General features: G+C 68.7%; 13 protein-coding genes. 9 read left to right on the plus strand and 4 right to left on the minus strand.

Features of this window, described 5'->3' with window-relative positions:
- Positions 1–24 precede the first annotated feature (24 nt).
- The 9 genes from ABQJ54_RS17895 (at position 25) to ABQJ54_RS17935 (ending at position 12,687) form a co-directional block, all read left to right on the plus strand.
- Positions 25–2,556, plus strand: coding sequence for a glycosyltransferase family 2 protein (locus ABQJ54_RS17895; RefSeq protein WP_437343376.1), 2,532 nt, complete (start codon positions 25–27; stop codon positions 2,554–2,556).
- Between the two features lie 212 nt (positions 2,557–2,768).
- Positions 2,769–5,123: a penicillin-binding protein 1B gene (gene mrcB / locus ABQJ54_RS17900; RefSeq protein WP_367855690.1), complete on the plus strand. Its 2,355-nt coding sequence runs from the start codon at positions 2,769–2,771 to the stop codon at positions 5,121–5,123.
- Between the two features lie 2 nt (positions 5,124–5,125).
- Positions 5,126–5,656 carry a tetratricopeptide repeat protein gene (locus ABQJ54_RS17905; protein WP_367855691.1) on the plus strand — a complete coding sequence of 177 codons (531 nt, stop codon included), beginning with the start codon at positions 5,126–5,128 and terminating at the stop codon, positions 5,654–5,656.
- 720 nt (positions 5,657–6,376) lie between these two features.
- Positions 6,377–8,329, plus strand: a complete 1,953-nt coding sequence (yoaA, locus tag ABQJ54_RS17910; protein WP_367855692.1) for a DNA repair helicase YoaA — start codon at positions 6,377–6,379, stop codon at positions 8,327–8,329.
- Positions 8,326–8,724, plus strand: coding sequence for a nuclear transport factor 2 family protein (locus tag ABQJ54_RS17915; protein ID WP_367855693.1), 399 nt, complete (start codon positions 8,326–8,328; stop codon positions 8,722–8,724). The genes yoaA and ABQJ54_RS17915 overlap by 4 nt, the downstream gene beginning before the upstream one ends.
- A gap of 24 nt (positions 8,725–8,748) precedes the next feature.
- Entirely contained in the window at positions 8,749–9,516 is a 768-nt protein-coding gene (locus ABQJ54_RS17920) for an ABC transporter substrate-binding protein (RefSeq protein ID WP_367855694.1), read from the plus strand.
- 46 nt (positions 9,517–9,562) lie between these two features.
- Positions 9,563–10,708: an FMN-dependent L-lactate dehydrogenase LldD gene (gene lldD / locus ABQJ54_RS17925; protein WP_367855695.1), complete on the plus strand. Its 1,146-nt coding sequence runs from the start codon at positions 9,563–9,565 to the stop codon at positions 10,706–10,708.
- Between the two features lie 211 nt (positions 10,709–10,919).
- The gene (gene tsaB, locus ABQJ54_RS17930; RefSeq protein WP_367855696.1) at positions 10,920–11,618 is read left to right on the plus strand and encodes a tRNA (adenosine(37)-N6)-threonylcarbamoyltransferase complex dimerization subunit type 1 TsaB; all 699 of its coding nucleotides are present in this window, start codon (positions 10,920–10,922) and stop codon (positions 11,616–11,618) included.
- 151 nt (positions 11,619–11,769) lie between these two features.
- Complete coding sequence (locus ABQJ54_RS17935) at positions 11,770–12,687, plus strand: TolB family protein (protein ID WP_367855697.1); 918 nt, start codon at positions 11,770–11,772, stop codon at positions 12,685–12,687.
- 197 nt (positions 12,688–12,884) lie between these two features.
- Here the strand turns inward: ABQJ54_RS17935 and ABQJ54_RS17940 are convergent, their stop codons facing one another.
- The 4 genes from ABQJ54_RS17940 to ABQJ54_RS17955 are packed head-to-tail and all read right to left on the minus strand — an operon-like array spanning position 12,885 to position 17,442.
- The gene (locus ABQJ54_RS17940; protein WP_367855698.1) at positions 12,885–13,526 is read right to left on the minus strand and encodes a nucleotidyltransferase family protein; all 642 of its coding nucleotides are present in this window, start codon (positions 13,524–13,526) and stop codon (positions 12,885–12,887) included.
- Positions 13,523–14,596, minus strand: a complete 1,074-nt coding sequence (locus tag ABQJ54_RS17945) for an XdhC family protein (protein ID WP_367855699.1) — start codon at positions 14,594–14,596, stop codon at positions 13,523–13,525. The genes ABQJ54_RS17940 and ABQJ54_RS17945 overlap by 4 nt, the downstream gene beginning before the upstream one ends.
- 21 nt (positions 14,597–14,617) lie before the next feature.
- The gene (locus ABQJ54_RS17950; protein WP_367855700.1) at positions 14,618–16,969 is read right to left on the minus strand and encodes a xanthine dehydrogenase family protein molybdopterin-binding subunit; all 2,352 of its coding nucleotides are present in this window, start codon (positions 16,967–16,969) and stop codon (positions 14,618–14,620) included.
- Positions 16,966–17,442 carry a (2Fe-2S)-binding protein gene (locus ABQJ54_RS17955; RefSeq protein WP_367855701.1) on the minus strand — a complete coding sequence of 159 codons (477 nt, stop codon included), beginning with the start codon at positions 17,440–17,442 and terminating at the stop codon, positions 16,966–16,968. The genes ABQJ54_RS17950 and ABQJ54_RS17955 overlap by 4 nt, the downstream gene beginning before the upstream one ends.
- Positions 17,443–17,467: the final 25 nt, after the last annotated feature.

Raw genomic sequence — 17,467 nt, forward strand, 5'->3', positions numbered from 1 at the left:
TTTGCCGCCGTCGTGCTGGCCCTGATGGTGGCCGCGCTGAACATCGGCCTGTGGTGGTGGAGCAACCGCCCGCACGGCCCCGAGGACTGGCATGGCCCGATCGGCGGTTTCGCGCTGGAGCCATACCAGCGCTATCAGGATCCGTTGAAGGACAAGTTCCCCAGCGACGAGCAGATCGACGGCGACCTGAAGCTGGTGCACCAGTACAGCCCCAACATCCGCACTTACTCGATGCTGCAGACTCCGCAGGTTCCGCGCCTGGCGGAGCGCGAGGGACTGAAGGTGCTGGCCGGTGCGTGGATCGACACGCGGCTGGACAACAACGACAAGGAGATCGACGCGCTGATCGCGCAGGCGCGGCGCTATCCCGGCACGATCACCCGCGTGCTGGTGGGCAACGAGGTGCTGTTCCGCAACAACGTCCCGCCCGAGCAGCTGATGGCCTACCTGGACCGGGTGCGCGCTGCGCTGCACCAGCCGGTATCGACGGCCGAGCCGGACTACATCTGGGAGAAGTATCCCGAGCTGGCGCAGCACGTGGATTTCATCACCGTGCACCTGTTCCCGTACTGGAACGGGATTCCGCGCAAGGACGCCATCGGCGCGGCGCTGGGCAGCTACGAGACGCTGCAGAAGCTGTTCCCGGACAAGCACATCGTGATCGGCGAGATCGGCTGGCCGTCCAACGGCGACCGCCACGAATACGCCTATCCGTCGGTGTCCGACGAGGCGATCTTCCTGCGCCAGTGGTTCAACGTGGCCAAGCAGCTGCATCTGGACTACTACGTGATGGAGGCGTTCGACCAGCCGTGGAAGGAGCAGCTCTCGGGCCGCACCGAGGCGTACTGGGGCATGTTCAACGCCGACCGCCAGCTGAAGTTCCCGTTCACCGGCCCGGTGACCGAGGACACCGCCTGGCCGTGGAAGGCGCTGGCGGCGAGCCTGCTGGCCCTGCTGCCGATGATCTGGTTCGCGCGGCGCTTTGCGCGCTTCAGGCTCACCGGGCGCTTCTTCTTCTGCGCGCTGATCCAGCTGGCCTGCGGGCTGATCGTGTGGTCGGCCACACTGCCGTTCCAGTTCTACCTGAGCTGGGTGGACTGGACGATGCTGGTGCTGCTGTTCCCGGCGCAGCTCGCGATCCTTGCCATCCTGCTGATCAACGGCTTCGAGTTCACCGAGGTGCTGTGGCGGCGCAGCTGGGTGCGCCACGCCGGCATGCTGCGGCCGGACATCCCCGAGAAGCAGCCGTTCGTGTCGATCCACCTGGCCTGCTACAACGAGCCGCCGGAGATGGTGATCGTCACGCTGGACTCGCTGGCCGAGCTCGACTACCAGAACTACGAGGTGCTGGTGATCGACAACAACACCAAGGACCCGGCGGTGTGGAAGCCGGTGCAGGAATACTGCGAGAAGCTGGGCAAGCGCTTCCGCTTCTTCCACCTGGAACCGTGGCCCGGCTTCAAGGCCGGCGCGCTGAACTTCGGCCTGAAGGAGACCGCGCCGGAGGCCGACGTGGTGGCGGTGATCGATGCCGACTACGTGGTGCGGCCGGACTGGCTGGCCACGCTCACCGGCCACTTCCACGACCCGAAGGTGGCCGTGGTGCAGTGCCCGCAGGCGCACCGCGACTTCGAGCACAACCGCTTCCGCCGCATGACCGCATGGGAGTACGACGGTTTCTTCCGCATCGGCATGCACCACAGGAACGAGCGCAACGCGATCATCCAGCACGGCACCATGACCATGGTGCGCCGCTCGGCACTGGAAGGTACCGGCGGCTGGTCGGAGTGGACGATCTGCGAGGACGCGGAACTCGGCCTGCGCCTGATGCATGCCGGCTACGAGCTGGTCTACGTCGACGAGCTGATGGGCAAGGGCCTCACCCCGGCGGACTTCAAGGCGTACAAGAGCCAGCGCTACCGCTGGGCGTTCGGCGCGATGCAGATCCTCAAGGGCCGATGGCACTGGATGACGCAGAAGGGCCCGCTCTCGGCCGGCCAGCGCTTCCATTTCCTCACCGGCTGGTTCAGCTGGTTCGCCGACGCGCTGCACCTGATCTTCACCCTGATGGCGCTGTTCTGGACCGCGGGCATGGTGGCGCTCCCGCAGTACTTCAGCCTGCCGATGCAGCTGTTCCTGATCCCGGTGATCGGTTTCTTCTTCGCCAAGGCGATCTTCGGCATCGTGCTGTACCGCGCCCGCGTGCCCTGCAGCTGGTACGACACCCTGATGGCCTCGCTGGCCAGCATGGGCCTCTCGCACGCGATCGCACGCGGCATCCTGCACGGCCTCACCCGCCAGAAGACCTCGTTCGTGGTGACGGCCAAGAGCCGGCGCATGGGCGGCAGCAGCTTCGCCGCCTTCGCGCCGGTACGCGAGGAGCTGCTGATGGCGATCGCCCTGATGCTGTGCGTCGTGGGCATGGCACTGAGCTACGGCACCCACTACATCGAGGGCATGCTGTGGATGTTCATCCTCGCCGCGCAGGCTATCCCCTACGTCTCGGCCGTGGTCGGCGCGTGGATCGCGCACAAGGCGGGGGACATGGCGGGCTGAAGCCGTGCGTGCCCCGTGTTGGAGCGGCTGTAGGAGCGGCTTCAGCCGCGATTGCCTCATGGTGAGGTGGTAGGAATCGCGGCTGAAGCCGCTCCTACGGGGCACGGCGTGGGCAAGGCCATGATTCGGCCCCGTTGCGCGCCCACCCTGTTCATATCCGCGCCGGGTGGCAGGCCCTATCATCCAAGCCTCCGTCCACTGGATCTCCCGCGTTGCTGACTCGCCTCCGCTTGATCTTCCAGGCCTGCTGGCCGTGGCTGCGCATCCCGTTCTGGATCGGCCTGGGCCTGCTGGTCGGCTTCGTGCTGCCGTACACGCTGGTGCTGAACAAGCGTGTGCAGGAACGCTTCAACGACCTGGTGTTCGCGGTGCCCACACGGGTGTTCGCGCGGCCGCTGCCGCTGGCCGCGGGCGAGCCGATGACGCCGGCGGCGCTGCAGCTCGAGCTCACCTTCGCCGGCTACAGCGACGACGGCCATGGCCAGGTGCCGGGCAGCTGGACGAAGCGCGGGGCCAGCTACACGATCTCCTCGCGCGGCTACGCCGGGCCGGAGGGTGGCGAACTGCCCAAGCGCATCGAGGTGACCCTGGGCAATGGTGCGGTTGCGTCGGTGCGCGATCTCGCCACCGGCAAGACGATCGACCTCACCCATCTCGATCCGGCGCGCATCGCCACCGTGTACGGCGCCGATCAGGTGGACCGGCGCATCGTGCGCCTGGCCGACCTGCCGCCGCTGCTGGTGAGCGGCCTGCAGGCGGTGGAAGACCGCACTTTCAAGCACAACATCGGCATCGATTTCGGTGGGATCCTGCGCGCGGCGTTCGCCAACCTGCGCGCCGGCCACACCGTGCAGGGCGCCTCCACGCTGACCCAGCAGCTGGTGCGCAACCTCTACCTCAGCCGCCAGCAGACTTTCACGCGCAAGATCAACGAGGCGCTGATGTCGTTGCTGCTGGAGCTGCACTACAGCAAGGACCGCATCCTCGAGGCCTACGTCAACGAGGTGTTCCTCGGCCAGCAGGGCGGCCAGGCGGTGCACGGTTTCGCGGCGGCTTCGGAGTTCTACTACGGCCGTCCGCTGCGCGACCTGCGCCCGCAGGAGATCGCGATGCTGGTGGGCCTGGTGAAGGGGCCGAGTTACTACGATCCGCGCCGCAATCCCGACCGCGCGCTGGCGCGCCGCAACCTGGTGCTGCAGGAATTCGCCGATACCGGCCTGCTCTCGCCCGAACAGGCCAAGGCAGCGCAGGCCACGTCGCTGGACGTGATCAAGAACGGCCAGCTGCCGCATGACCGCTTCCCCGCCTTCATGCAGCTGGTGCGCCAGCAGATCACCAGCGATTTCGACGAGGACACGCTGCGCGCGGGCAATCTGTCGATCTTCACCACGCTGGACCCGGCCGCGCAGCTCTACACCGAGCAGGCCATCACCACCACGATGAAGGAGCTGGGCAAGCGCGCCGACCCGGCGCAGGCGGCCGGCGTGGTCACCGATGCCCACGACGGCAGCGTGCTGGCCGTGGTGGGCAGCAAGATTCCCGGTGACCAGGGTTTCAACCGTGCGCTGGATTCGCAGCGGCCGATCGGTTCCACCATCAAGCCCTTCGTCTACCTGGTGGCGCTGGCCAATCCCTCGCGCTGGAACCTCGCCACCGCGCTGGATGACAGCCCGATCAGCATGCGCATGCAGAACGGTACGCTGTGGGAGCCGCACAACGACGACAACCAGAGCCACGGCATGGTGCCGATGGTGGACGCGCTGGCGCATTCCTGGAACCTCGCCAGCATCCGCCTCGGCCTTGCGGTGGGCCTGCCGCGCATCCGCGGGTTCCTGCAGTCCTTCGGGCTCACCGACGTCAACTCCGGTCCCTCGCTGCTGATCGGCGCGCTGGACCTGGCGCCGCTGCAGGTGGCGCAGATGTACGAATACATCGCCTCCGACGGCCATGCGCTGCCGCTCCTGGCCGTGCGCGGCGTGGTGGACGGCAACGGCCGCACCATCAAGCGCTACGAGGTGCAGACCGGCAAGGGTGAATACCAGGAGGCGGTGCGCCTGGTGACGTGGGCGATGCAGCAGGTGGCGCTGTACGGCACCGCGCATTCGCTAGGCGAATCCAGCCTGGCCTCGCTGCACGCCGCCGGCAAGACCGGCACCAGCAACGACCTGCGCGACAGCTGGTTCGCCGGCTTCACCGGCGAGCACCTCGCGGTGTTCTGGATCGGCCGCGACGACAACAAGCCCGCCCACCTGTTCGGCGCCACCGGTGCGCTGCGCATCTGGCGCAACCTGTTTGCCAAGCTGCCCACCAGGCCGCTGCCCACCACGCTGGGCGATGGCCTGCAGATGGCCTGGATCAATCCTGCCGACGGCAAGCCCACCGAGCCGCAGTGCTCGGGCGCGAAGCAGGTGCCGGTGGTGGCCGGTTCGCTGTCCAGCGACGTCGAAGGCTGCGGTTTCTGGCAGAGCCTGTTCGGTGGCGGCAACCCGGCAACCCCGCCTGCCGGCGACGCGGCCAATCCGGGCACGGCTCCCGCCGTTGCACAACCCATTTCCAGCGGAAACTGAGCATGTCCTTCGTTCGTCGATCCCTGTACGCGTGGCCCTTGCCGTTGGCGGCGATCTTGCTGACAGCCTGCACCACGCCGGCTCCGGTCGAGACACCGAGGCACCCCGCGCTGACGCCTGCTGCCATGGTCGCGGCGATCCGCGCCGCGGGCGAGCGCGAGCAATCCGTGATCGCGGTGCAGCCGCTGGCCGATCCCGGTATCAACGCATGGCAGGCGGCCGCCGAGGCCGACGTGCAGGCCGGCCATTACGATGCCGCCGCGGCCAAGCTCGACCAGGCGCTCAAGCGCAGTCCCGACTCGCCCGACCTGCTGCAGGATCGCGCCGAGGTGGCGGTGTACCAGCACGACTACGCGCAGGCGCAGAAGCTGGCCCAGCAGTCGTGGACGCTGGGTCCCAAGCTCGGCCCGCTGTGTGCGCGCAACTGGGAAACCATTGCCCAGCTGCGCCAGGAAGCGGGCGACGCCGCCGGTGCCACTACCGCGCAGAACTGGGTGGCGAAGTGCCACGTGCAGGGCATCAACCGATTCTGAGCCAGGGGCCGGTTGCGGAGCCATTGCAGGCCATGGCGATGGCCGTTCTTCCCGCGTGACGGCCGCCATTTCAATTTTCTGCCCCTCGGACGTCTAACTCCCTGAGACGGGTCGGAGTGCGTGGCTGCGGCTGCCGATGGTCCAGGTATCCCGGGGCCGTCGCTGCCGTCCATGGTGCCCGCAGCGGGGTGCCCGCGGGACACGCCGCCGACCCGACGGCTTGGAGTGGCATGCATGCCTTGCACTGCAAGCATGCGGGTCTGCGTCGGGAGGGCGCTTTTCCGGCAACCCGGCCGTGCCCCCGCGCCGCCGGGTTGCCGGAGGACTTCCGCCGCTTCGAGACTCCCGGCTTGCCGTTGCGCTGTGCTTCGGAACTGCGCCGCGATCCGCCACTCGCTGCGCAGCACGGTGGCAGGCGGGCCGCCATCGCCGGAACGTCCGCCGGTGGCGTCCTGCACCGCCCGCATGCGCGCCATCCGCGCGGTGAGGCCGGGGCGCCGCGCCGCTTCGCCAATCACCTGTCAGCATCCCGGTGCGGTTTCCTGCAGCACGACGAAACCGGGACCTTCCGAGATGTGGCGGGTTTCGCCGGGGCCTGCGGGCTCCTGCATGCGTCGCGCGGGACGCCAGGGGTGCGACGGCCGGTATGGACAGGCAGACGCTCTCGCCTGCGCGCGCCGCACATTTGCAGGCGCGGCTGCTGCGGCGATACTGGCAAGGATGATTGACCACGACGACATCGACGCCGCCGCGCTGCTCGGCCCCGCCGGCCCGTTCGCGCGCGAGCTGCCGAACTTCGCGCCGCGCGCCGCGCAGGAGGCGATGGCGACGGCGGTGGCGCAGGCCATCGCCGGTCGCGAGACGCTGATCGCCGAGGCCGGCACCGGCACCGGCAAGACCTATGCCTACCTGGTGCCCGCACTGCTTTCGGGCGAGCGGGTGATCGTCTCCACCGGCACCAAGGCGCTGCAGGACCAGCTGTATTTCCGCGACCTGCCGAAAGTGGTTTCCGTGCTCGGCGTGCGGCTGAAGACGGCACTGCTGAAGGGGCGTGCGAATTACCTCTGCCTGTACCGCCTCGACCAGACCGTGCGCGAGGGTGCGACGTTCGACAAGGCTCAGGCGGCGCAGCTGGCGACGATCCGTGCCTGGTCCGCACGCACGCGCCGCGGCGACCGCATGGAACTGGCCGAAGTGCCGGAGGAGTCGCCGCTGTGGCCGCGCGTCACCTCCACGCCGGAGAACTGCCTCGGCGTGGAATGTCCGTTCTACGACGACTGCCACGTGGTCAAGGCGCGCCGCGAGGCGCAGGAGGCGCAGCTGGTGGTGGTGAACCACCACTTGCTGTTCGCCGACCTCGCACTGAAGCAGGAAGGCTTCGGCGAGATCCTGCCCGGTGCGGCGGCCTTCGTCCTCGACGAGGCGCACCAGGTGCCCGAACTGGCCGGGCAGTTCTTCTCGCAGACCGTGAGCGCGCGCCAGCTTTCGGAACTGGCGCAGGACGCCTTGCGCGAATGCAGCGGCGTCACCGGCGCAATCGGCCTGCTGCTGGAGCCGGTGGAGGCGCTGCAGGATGCGCTGCGCCGCCTGCGCCTGGCGATGGACCCATTGCCGCCGCGCGGGGCGTTCGGTGCACTCGAAGCCGCGACCACCGTGCGCGAAGGTCTGCACGAAGTCGGCGAGCTGCTGGCCACGCTCGCCGACCTGCTGGCTTCGCAGGCCGAGCGTTCGCGCGGACTGGCCAGTGCGCACGAGCGCGCCGCATTGCTGGCCGAGCGGCTGGAGCGCGTCGTCGACCAGGGCTCCGAGCGCGACGTGCGCTGGTACGAGCTGTTTCCGCGCGGTTTCGCGCTGCACGCCACGCCACTCGACCTCGCCGCGCCGCTGCGCGCGATGCGCGAGCGCAGCGAGGCCGCGTGGGTGTTCACCTCGGCCACGCTGTCGGTGGCCGGGCAGTTCGACCACTTCGCGCGCCAGCTGGGTCTCGACGAACCGCAGACGCTGGCGCTGGAAAGCCCGTTCGACTACGCGCAACAGGCGTTGTGCTATCTGCCGGAAGGCCTGCCCGATCCAGCTGCGCGCGACTACACCGAACGCGTGCTCGATGCCGTGCTGCCGGTACTGCAGGCGTCGAACGGACGCGCCTTCCTGCTGTTCACCTCGCACCGCGCGCTGCGTCGCGCCGCCGAGCTGCTGGCAGCGCGCGCGCCCTGGCCGCTGTTCGTGCAGGGCACGGCGCCGCGCCACCAGTTGCTGGAGGAATTCCGTCATTCCGGCCACGGCGTGCTGCTGGGTGCGGCCAGTTTCTGGGAAGGCGTGGACGTGGTGGGCGACGCGCTCAGCGTGGTGGTGATCGACAAGCTGCCGTTCGCGGCACCTGACGACCCGGTGCTGGTGGCGCGGCTGGAGGCGCTGGAACAGCAGGGCATCAATCCTTTCATGGGCTGGCAGGTGCCGGCCGCGGCGATTGCGCTGAAACAGGGCGCGGGCCGGCTGATCCGCAGCGTCACCGACCGCGGCGTGCTGGTGCTGTGCGACCCGCGCATCTCCGCCAAGGGTTATGGCAGGCTGTTCCTCGCCAGCCTGCCGCCGATGCCGCGCACCCGTGCGCTGGCCGACGTGCGGGCGTTTTTCGCGCCGCCCGCCGATGACCGCGAGGAGTCAGCCGCATGAGCGCCGAACCCGAACTGCGCACCGATCCGGCGTTGCTGCCCGTGCTGGACGAATTGCGCGGGCGCGAGCCGATCTTCCACCGCCCGGAATTCGGCGCCGCACGCGCCGACCGTCTTGCGATGACAGTGGAGGATTTCTGGGAAGTGGGCGCTTCCGGCCGTCGCTACAGCCGTGACTACGTGCTCGACGTGCTGGACGAGCGTCAACGGAATCCGCAGCCGGATCCGTGGGAGACCAGCGAATTCCATTGCCGCCAGCTCGCCGACGCGGTCTATCTGCTCACCTACACCTTGCGCCAGGGCGAACGGGTGACGCGCCGTGCCACGATCTGGCAGCGCGATGCGGACGGCTGGAAGATCGTGTTCCACCAGGGCACCCTGGTGGCGGAAGCCTGAGCGGCGCGGCTTCCGGAACCCCTCATGCGCATCTTCTCCCATACCTGTTCCAACACCGAGATCGTCTGCGCGCTGGGTTGCGCGCAGATGCTGGTCGGCGTGGATGCGGATTCCGATTACCCGCCCGACGTCGTTGCCGGCCTGCCGAAGACGGGGCGCGACCTCGATCTCGACGTGGACGCGGTGCTCGGGCTCGAACCCGACCTGGTGCTGACCTCGCTGACCGTGCCTGGCCATGAGCACGTGGTGGCGGCACTGCGGGCGGCAGGGCTGCAGACCCTGGTGTGCGATCCGCAATCGCTGGACGACGTGTACGACGACATCTGCCGCATCGCCGCCGCGCTGGGTGTGCCTGGGCGTGGCGAGGCGCTGGTGGCGCAGATGGAGGCAGCGATGCCGCGTGTCGAGCCGCATGGACCGCGCCCCGCCGTGCTGGTCGAGTGGTGGCCGAAGCCGGTGATCGCCGCGGCGAAACGCTCCTGGGTCAACGACCTCATCGTGCGCGCGGGCGGACGCAACCCGTGGGGCGAGGCGGATGCCAGGAGCGTGCCGCTGACCCACGACGCGGCGGCCGCGGCCGCACCCGATATCGTGGCGATGAGCTGGTGCGGGGTGAAGGTGGAGAACTACCGCGCCGAAGTGGTACGCCGCCGCGAGGGGTGGGGCGAGGTACCCGCGGTCGTCGCGGGCCGCATCCACGCGATCAGCGAGGCCTTCCTCGGTCGCCCCGGGCCGCGGCTGGTGGAGGGTTACCGGCAGCTGCGCCGGGCCATCGCCGCCGCTGCGGGGTGAGTCGTGGACATTGCGCGGGGCACCGGCGCGTAGCACAGTGCCGCGCATGATCATCTCCTCGACGATGGACTACCGCGCGGCTGCCCGGCGCCGCTTGCCCCCCTTCCTGTTCCACTACATCGACGGCGGCGCCTACGACGAGCAGACCATGCGTCGCAACGTCGAGGACCTGCGCGGCCTCGCCCTGCGCCAGCGCGTGCTGAGGGAAGTCGGCGAAGTCGACCTCTCCACGCAGCTCTTCGGCGAAAAGCTGAGCCTGCCGCTGGCATTGGCGCCGGTGGGGCTCACCGGCATGTACGCCCGGCGCGGCGAGGTGCAGGCGGCGCGCGCGGCGGCGGAAAAGGGCGTGCCGCTCACCCTGTCCACGGTGTCGGTGTGCCCCATCGAGGAAGTGCAGAGCCAGCTGTCGCGGCCGATCTGGTTCCAGCTCTACGTGCTCAAGGATCGCGGTTTCATGAAGAACGCGCTGGAGCGCGCATGGGCTGCCGGCGTGCGCACCCTGGTGTTCACCGTGGACATGCCGGTGCCGGGCGCGCGCTATCGCGACAGGCATTCGGGCATGTCCGGCCCGCATGCGGCGCTGCGCCGCGTGTGGCAAGCCTGCCTGCATCCGCACTGGGCCTGGCACGTGGGGGTCTGCGGCCGTCCGCACGACCTCGGCAATGTGTCGGCCTACCTCGGCCACCGCATCGGGCTGGAGGATTACATCGGCTGGCTGGGCAACAACTTCGATCCCGCGATCGGCTGGCGGGACCTGCAGTGGATCCGCGACTACTGGAAGGGCGCGATGGTGCTCAAGGGCATCCTCGATCCCGCGGACGCCCTTGAGGCTGCGCGCTTTGGCGCCGACGGCATCGTGGTTTCCAACCATGGCGGGCGCCAGCTCGACGGCGTGCTGTCCTCCGCGCGCGCGTTGCCCGCCATCGCCGATGCGGTGAAAGGCAAACTCACCATCCTCGCCGACTCCGGCGTGCGCTCCGGCCTCGACGTGGTGCGCATGCTGGCGCTGGGCGCCGACGGCGTGCTGCTGGGCCGCCCCTTCGTCTACGCGCTGGCGGCGGCCGGCGGGCAGGGCGTGGCGCACCTGCTCGACCTCATCGCCGCCGAGATGCGTGTGGCGATGACGCTGACCGGGGCGAAGTCGATTGCGGAAATCACGCGGGACAGCTTGGCCGCGCAAGGCGTGCCCTGACCGCTGTTTCCCTGGCAATGCCACCGCGGCGGCCCGGGATGGGCCGCTGCCGCCTCCGGCAACGCCCGTCGCGATGATGGGATGGGCACTCCCTGGCCAGGCGAACGCAGATGATCTTTCCGGCATGCGGGTGGATGGTGGCAAGAGGCCGGGGCACGGCAGCCGGGACCAGGGCGTCGCCCGTGCCGCCAGCCGTTATCATGGCGCGGCCATGAACCTGCTCGCGATCGAAACCGCCACCGAAGCCTGCTCCGTTGCCCTGGTCCACGGTGACACCGTCATCGCACGCAGCGAACTGGCGCCGCGCCGCCACGCCGAGCGCGTGCTGCCGATGGCGGATGAACTGCTGGCCGAAGCGGGCCTTGGCCGCCACGCGCTGGATGGGATCGCGGTAGGACGCGGCCCCGGCGCGTTCACCGGCGTGCGCCTCGCGGTGTCGCTGGCGCAGGGCATGGCGCTGGCGCTGGACCTGCCCGTGGTCACCGTCTCCTCGCTGGCCGCACTGGCGCTGGAAGCGCCGGACGACGGCGAGGCCGACACCGCCATCCTCGCCGTGATCGACGCCCGCATGGGCGAGATCTACGCCGCCTGCTATCGCCACGATGGCGACGGTGGTCTGATCGCGCTCGACCACGAACGCGTCTGCACCGCCGACGCGCTGGGGCTGCCCGATGCCCGTGCCTGGCAAGTAGTGGGCAGCGGCTGGGCCACCTACGAAGCCGTTCTGCGCGAGCGCCTTGGTTGCGAGCCACGCTTCGCCGATGGTGCCCGCTACCCGCAAGCTGTGCACGTGGCCGAACTCGCCGCCCGCGAATTCATGGCCGGCCGGGCGCTGCCGCCCGAGCAGGCGCTGCCGGTGTACCTGCGCGACAAGGTGGCATTGACGCTGGTGGAGCAGGGGAAGGCTTGAAGCATCCGGCTGCTTCCGGTCCTCTGCGGGCCCCGAAGCGGCGAGAGGCAGTCTTCGCAGCTTCCCTGGCGAGGATGACCCCGCATTTCAAGGAGGGAACCCCGTGAAATGTCCTGCGGCGCTTCGGCGACCGTTTTCCAAAAGAGTCGCCATGCTCGGTCCGGCGCTGCTTCTGCTGCAGGCCTGTGCGCCACCCCCGCATCCGCCCCAAGCCCGGATCCGGAACGTCACGGACGATCCCACCGGGGTCGACTACGGCCCGCACTTCTCGCCGGATGGCCGGTTCCTGATCTTCGACCGCACGGCGCTGATCGGCGGCCGCCGCTGGACGACTTACATCGTTCCTTTTGAAGGCGGCACCCCAAAACCACTGTCCGCAGACGCGGTCCCTGTGCAACAAACCCGCACTCGTTGGTCACCGCGGGGCGATCTCATCGCCTTCACCGGGATCGGGCCAGGTGGTGTGGCAGCCACCTGGCTGATGGACAGAGACGGTTCCCATATACGCCGCGCACCGTCGCCAAAGTCAGGCAGCGCCTTTTATCCGAGCTGGTATCCGGACGGCCGGCATATTCTGGAGACGGTCTACGATGACAACACGCTGCGCTCGGTCGACCTCCGCACGGGGGCCGTGGTCGCAATCGACACGACGCCCGCCTTGATGGTTGGCATGGCCTCGGTGTCTCCCGATGGGAAATGGATTGCCGCCGCGGCGCAACCTCGCGAAGGGCGCCCTTACGATCAGCGGGCGAACCGGATCTGGCTCATCGGCGGCGACGGGCATGCGCATCCGTTGCTTGCCGATCCACATCAGGGCCGGGCGCCCGCCTGGTCGCCAGACGGGACCAGGATCGTTTTCGAGAGCAGCCAGGGCAGTCCCCGTCCGGCGTTCTACGCCATCTTCATGGCGAACGTCGACGGCAGTGGACTCAGGCAACTCACCCCGTTCGACCGGAACACCCAGCATCCGGTCTTTTCGCCGGACGGGAAGTGGATCGCGTTTTCGGAGCGTACGCCCAAGCTCTTCGGGGCATACGCGCAAAGTATCGCCGTGATGAGTGCGCCATGACGGATGCCGTTTTCACTTGCGGGAAATGTCGGCTCCCGACCCGAGGCGGGTGAACCGGCCTGTCGCTGTTCGCGTGAATGCGGAAAACATCGAAGCCGCCCAGTCAGCAACTGTGCCGCCACGCTGTGAGCGCCGCCGCAACCGATACGCCTGGTGTTGGGGCTGACCCTCGCCCACCCCTGCCGGGGCGTGGCTGATCAGGAGTGGGCCTGCTTCTGCTTCGGTAGCGGGTACGCGAGCTGCTGCTGCACGCGATCAAGATCGGCCGGCGTGTCCACGTCGGTCACGTCAAGCGACATGCGTTCGACGCGCAAATCCTGGCGGCGGAGCCAGGCTTGCGCGCCTTCCGCTCCGCGCCATGCGGCGAGTTCGGGGAAGCAATCGGCGGGAAACAGCACCGGCGGACCGGGCTCGCCGGCGTGATCGGCGGCGAAGACGCGGGTGGGGTCTTGCGCGTGGCGTTCGAACATCATTTCCAGCGCGCGCGCATCGAGCAATGGGTGATCGGCCAGGCACACGAGTGCCGCCGTGGCATCGGGAAAACGGTCGCGCACGGCGCGGATGCCGGCGCCCAGCGATGCGCCCAGGCCATCGCGCCAATCGGGATTCGGTACGCAGGTCGCGGGCAATCCGGCCAGCGCAGCGGCCACGGCGTCGGCGCCGGCACCGGTCATCACCAGCAGCGGACGGTGCAGGCGCAGCAGCGTCCGCGCCACGCGCCGGACCATGGGCTCGCCATCGATTTGCGCCAACTGCTTGAGCGCGCCGAAGCGGCGCCCTTCGCCGGCCGCCAGCAACACCACGACCGTTTCTTTGCTGCGGGGCGGTGTGGCGTTCATGCGTGGATGGTGCCGGCCTTCACCCGCAGCGGGCCGCCCGCGCGGGCGCGTTGCACCGCAAGGATCTCCGCGACGATCGCCAGCGCGATTTCCTCGGGCGTGTTCGCGCCGATATCCAGCCCGGCCGGCGCGTGCAGCGCCCATTCGGGCGCTTCCAGTTCGTCGAGCAGGCGCGCTGCCCGCTCGCGCGAACTCAGTGCGCCGACATACGCGAGCGGTACGTCTTCCAGCGCGCGCAGGTACGCCGTGTCCCGCGCCAGGCTGTGGGTCACCACCATCACCGAGGTCTGCAGATCGAATGCGACGGTCTCGCATAGACGGGCCGGTTCGGCGCAACAGGTTGCGGGCCTGGCTGGCAGGTCGGAAACGTCGAGCCGGCGCGGATCGTTGTCGACCAGGGTGGTCTGCCAGCCGAGCGCACCGGCCAGCCGCAGCAATGCACGCGAAGTCGCGTTGCTGCCGATCACCACCAGCGCGTGGGGCGGCTGCACCGGTTCGAGCAGCACTTCGTCGCGGCCATCCGTGCCCGGGACAGCGACCACCGTGGCGCGGTCCGGTCGTGGCCTGGCGAGCGCAGTGCGCAGCGCATCGCACGCGGGCGTGTCCACCTGCGTGCCATCGGCGAGCGCGCGCCGTGGTGCCATGGTCACGCCATCGTGCGCGAACCATGTCGCCAGCGTGGCCGGCCGTCGTTCGCGCAGACAGGCATCAAGCGGCGCCAGCCACGGCATCGCGCTGGTTCGTTCGATCGGTTCGATCAACACTTCGAGCTCACCGCCGCAGCCCATCTCCATCAGCACGTCCAGGCCAGATTCGGCGTTGTAGGTTACCTGCAAGGGTCTGCCATCGCGAATGACTGCGCGGGCGCGCTCGACGATGTCACGCTGCGGGCAGCCGCCGGAAAGTTCGCAGACCACGCGCCCATCGGCATGGACCAGCATCCGCGTGCCGGCGCGGCGGAAGGTCGAACCACGCGTGCGGATCAGCGTGGCCAGCGCGGCGGCCGGTGCGCCTTCGGGCAGGCCGTTGACCGCGTCGATCAATGTCCGCCACTCTGCTGCGCTGCTCATGGGCGATGGATCATGGGAACGTCATGCCCGGGCCAGCGCCGCCTTGACGCGCTCGGGCCGGAACGGCTTCTGGCGCAGGCGTATGCCGGTCGCGTCGTAGACCGCGTTGCTGATGACCGCCGCAGTGGGGCAGGTCGAAGGTTCGCCGCCGCCATTCGATGGGTATTGGGCGCTGTTGTTGACGAACACCATCTCGATGCTGTCGGGGATCTCGTTGAAGCGCAGGATCGGATAACTCGCCCAGTCGCGGCTGGTGACATGCGCGCGGTCGAAGGCGATTTCCTCGTGCAGCGTCCGGCTTATCGACTGGATCACGTTGCCCTCGATCTGGTTGCGCATGCCGTCGGGACTGATCACCAGCCCGCAGTCGTGCGCCACCACGACGCGCTTGACCCGGATTTCGCCGGTGTCGCGATCGACCACGACGTCCGCGATGGTGGCGACCCGGCTCCCGTCGCGGTTGACCCAGGCGATACCGCGGCCCGTGGCCTTGCCGCCCGGCTGTTTGCCCTGGAACGCCGGCCGGCTCTTCCAGCCGTACTGTCGGGCGGCTGCCTTCAAGACCGCAATCGCACGTGGCTCCTTGAGGTACTTCAGCCGGAACGCCAATGGATCCTGCTGCGCCGCCGCGGCCAGTTCATCGACGAAGGCCTCCATCGCGAAGGTGGTTTCGAACTGCCCGGGCGCGCGCATCCACGCGGTGATCAGGCCGACCCGGCCTTCGCCATGTGCGACGACATCCGCATGGTCGAACTGGTACTCATATTGGATCGCAGCGTCACCCAGGTGGATCTGGCCGACCGGCTTGCCGATCAGTTCGGAGGCCAGCAGGCGCGTATCGCTGAACGTCGGAACCCACATGTGATGGCGCCACGCAATGACGTTGCCGGTATGGTCCAGCGCGCCCTCGAGGTCCTGCACGATGGGCGGTTCCTTGGGATCCCAGCCGTGCGAATCCCAACGCATCCACTGCACGCGGACCGGGCGTCCGACAGCCCGCGACATGATCGCGGCGTCCGCCATCACGGGTTCGAGGCCGTTGCGGCCATACTGGCCGGAAGCCTCGACCCAGTTCACCTCGACGTTCTCGACCGGCAGGTCCAGCAGTTCGGCCATGTCGCGCCGCGCCTGGTGCGGCATCTGGGTGCCGGCCCAGAATTTCGCGTAACCGTTGCCGACATCGGCAATCGCGAGTTCCGGGCCGATCGATCCGTGGGTCTCGAACGGCGTGCTATAGGTCGCCTTCAGCGTCTTCGCGGCACCGCGCAGGGCTGCATCGACGTCGCCGCGCCTGGCCACGCTGGTGTCCTTGCCCGATGCATGCCGCAATGTTTCCCAGAGGTCGTCCATCGCCGGCAGGCCCTGCCAGTCCGACCACTTGGCCTGGCCATCCGTGGGGCCCTTGCGGACCCGCTTCGAGCCCAGTTTCTCGGCGGCCTTGATGGCGCTCCATTCGGTTTCCGCAACGACGCCAAGGAAATTGCGCTGGCGCACCACCGCAACGAATCCCGGGATGTCCCGCAGGCCGCTCTCGTCCACGCTCAGCAGGTCGGACCCGATGCCGTATGGCCGCACGACGCGCCCGTGCAGCATGTTCGGCACCTTGACGTCGTGCACGTAGGTGAACTCGCCCGTGACCTTGCCCGGAATATCCTTGCGCGGAACCGACGTGCCGACGATCGTGTACTTCGAAGGGTCCTTGAGCCTGGCATCCGGCGCCACCTTCATGCCGAACGTCTTGCCGGTCGCTCCGATCGTCACGTCGAGGCGTTTGCCGTCCACCAGCTCGCCGTAGGTGATGCTGCGGCTTGTAACACTGAGGCCCGGCGCACCCACGACGGAGACGACACCGTCGCGCACGGCGAGCTGCTCTACCGGCACGCGCAGGCGTTTGCCCGCCATCGACAACAGAACCTGGCGTCCCGCGGCCGCAGCATGGCGGATTTGCGGGCCGGCGTAACGGACCGCCATGCTGCCGTAAGTCGGCCCTTGGTCGACCGTGCTGGTCGTGGTGCCCATCACCACGAACAGCCGGTCGAACGGGAAATCGAGTTCCTCGGCCGCGATCTGCGCCAGCGCATTGGGCGAGCCGTTGCCTTGCTCGACCTTGCCCGTGAAGAGCGTGGCGGTGTTGTCGGGGTGGATCGCCAGCCACGCATCGAGTCTGGCCGGATCCACCGCCGGGAACGTCTGCGCCCCACCGCTGGCGCTGGCCGGAAGGCGCGTGGCGGGCTGCTGGGCGACCGCGGCCAGCGGCCCGAACAGGCTGAAGCCCAGCACGAGGCCGCCCGAGGTCTTGAGGAACTGGCGACGGCTGGCGCCGAAGTCGGAGATGTCGGAAGCTGCGGAGGCGGATTCAGGACGCGCATTCATGATGCCGGCCTCCAGTTCTTCGCGGCGCGTTCGACGGCGCGGACGATGCGCATGTGCGTGCCGCAACGGCACAGGTTGTTGTCCAGCGCCTGCTTGATGTCGTCCCGGCTCGGGTCCGGATGCGAATCGAGGAATGCCTGCGCGGTCATGATCATGCCGTTGATGCAGTAGCCGCACTGGACGGCCTGTTCGTCGATGAAGGCCTGCTGCAGCGGACCCGGCTTGTCCACGCTGCCGAGCCCTTCGAGCGTGGTGATCTCGCGACCCTCGGCGGCGGTGGCCGGAAGCACGCACGAACGCACGGCCGCACCGTCCAGGTGGATGGTGCAGGCGCCGCATTGCGAAAGACCGCAACCGAACTTGGGTCCATGCAAGCCCAGCTGGTCGCGCAACACATACAGCAGCATCGTGTCGGGCTCGGCCTCGATCGCGTGCTGCTTGCCATTTACCTTGAGGTGGATGGTTCTGGGCATGACACGCTTCCGTGGAACGATCGAC

The sequence above is a fragment of the Rhodanobacter lycopersici genome, assembly GCF_040812335.1.
Classification (GTDB): Bacteria; Pseudomonadota; Gammaproteobacteria; order Xanthomonadales; family Rhodanobacteraceae; genus Rhodanobacter_A; species Rhodanobacter_A lycopersici.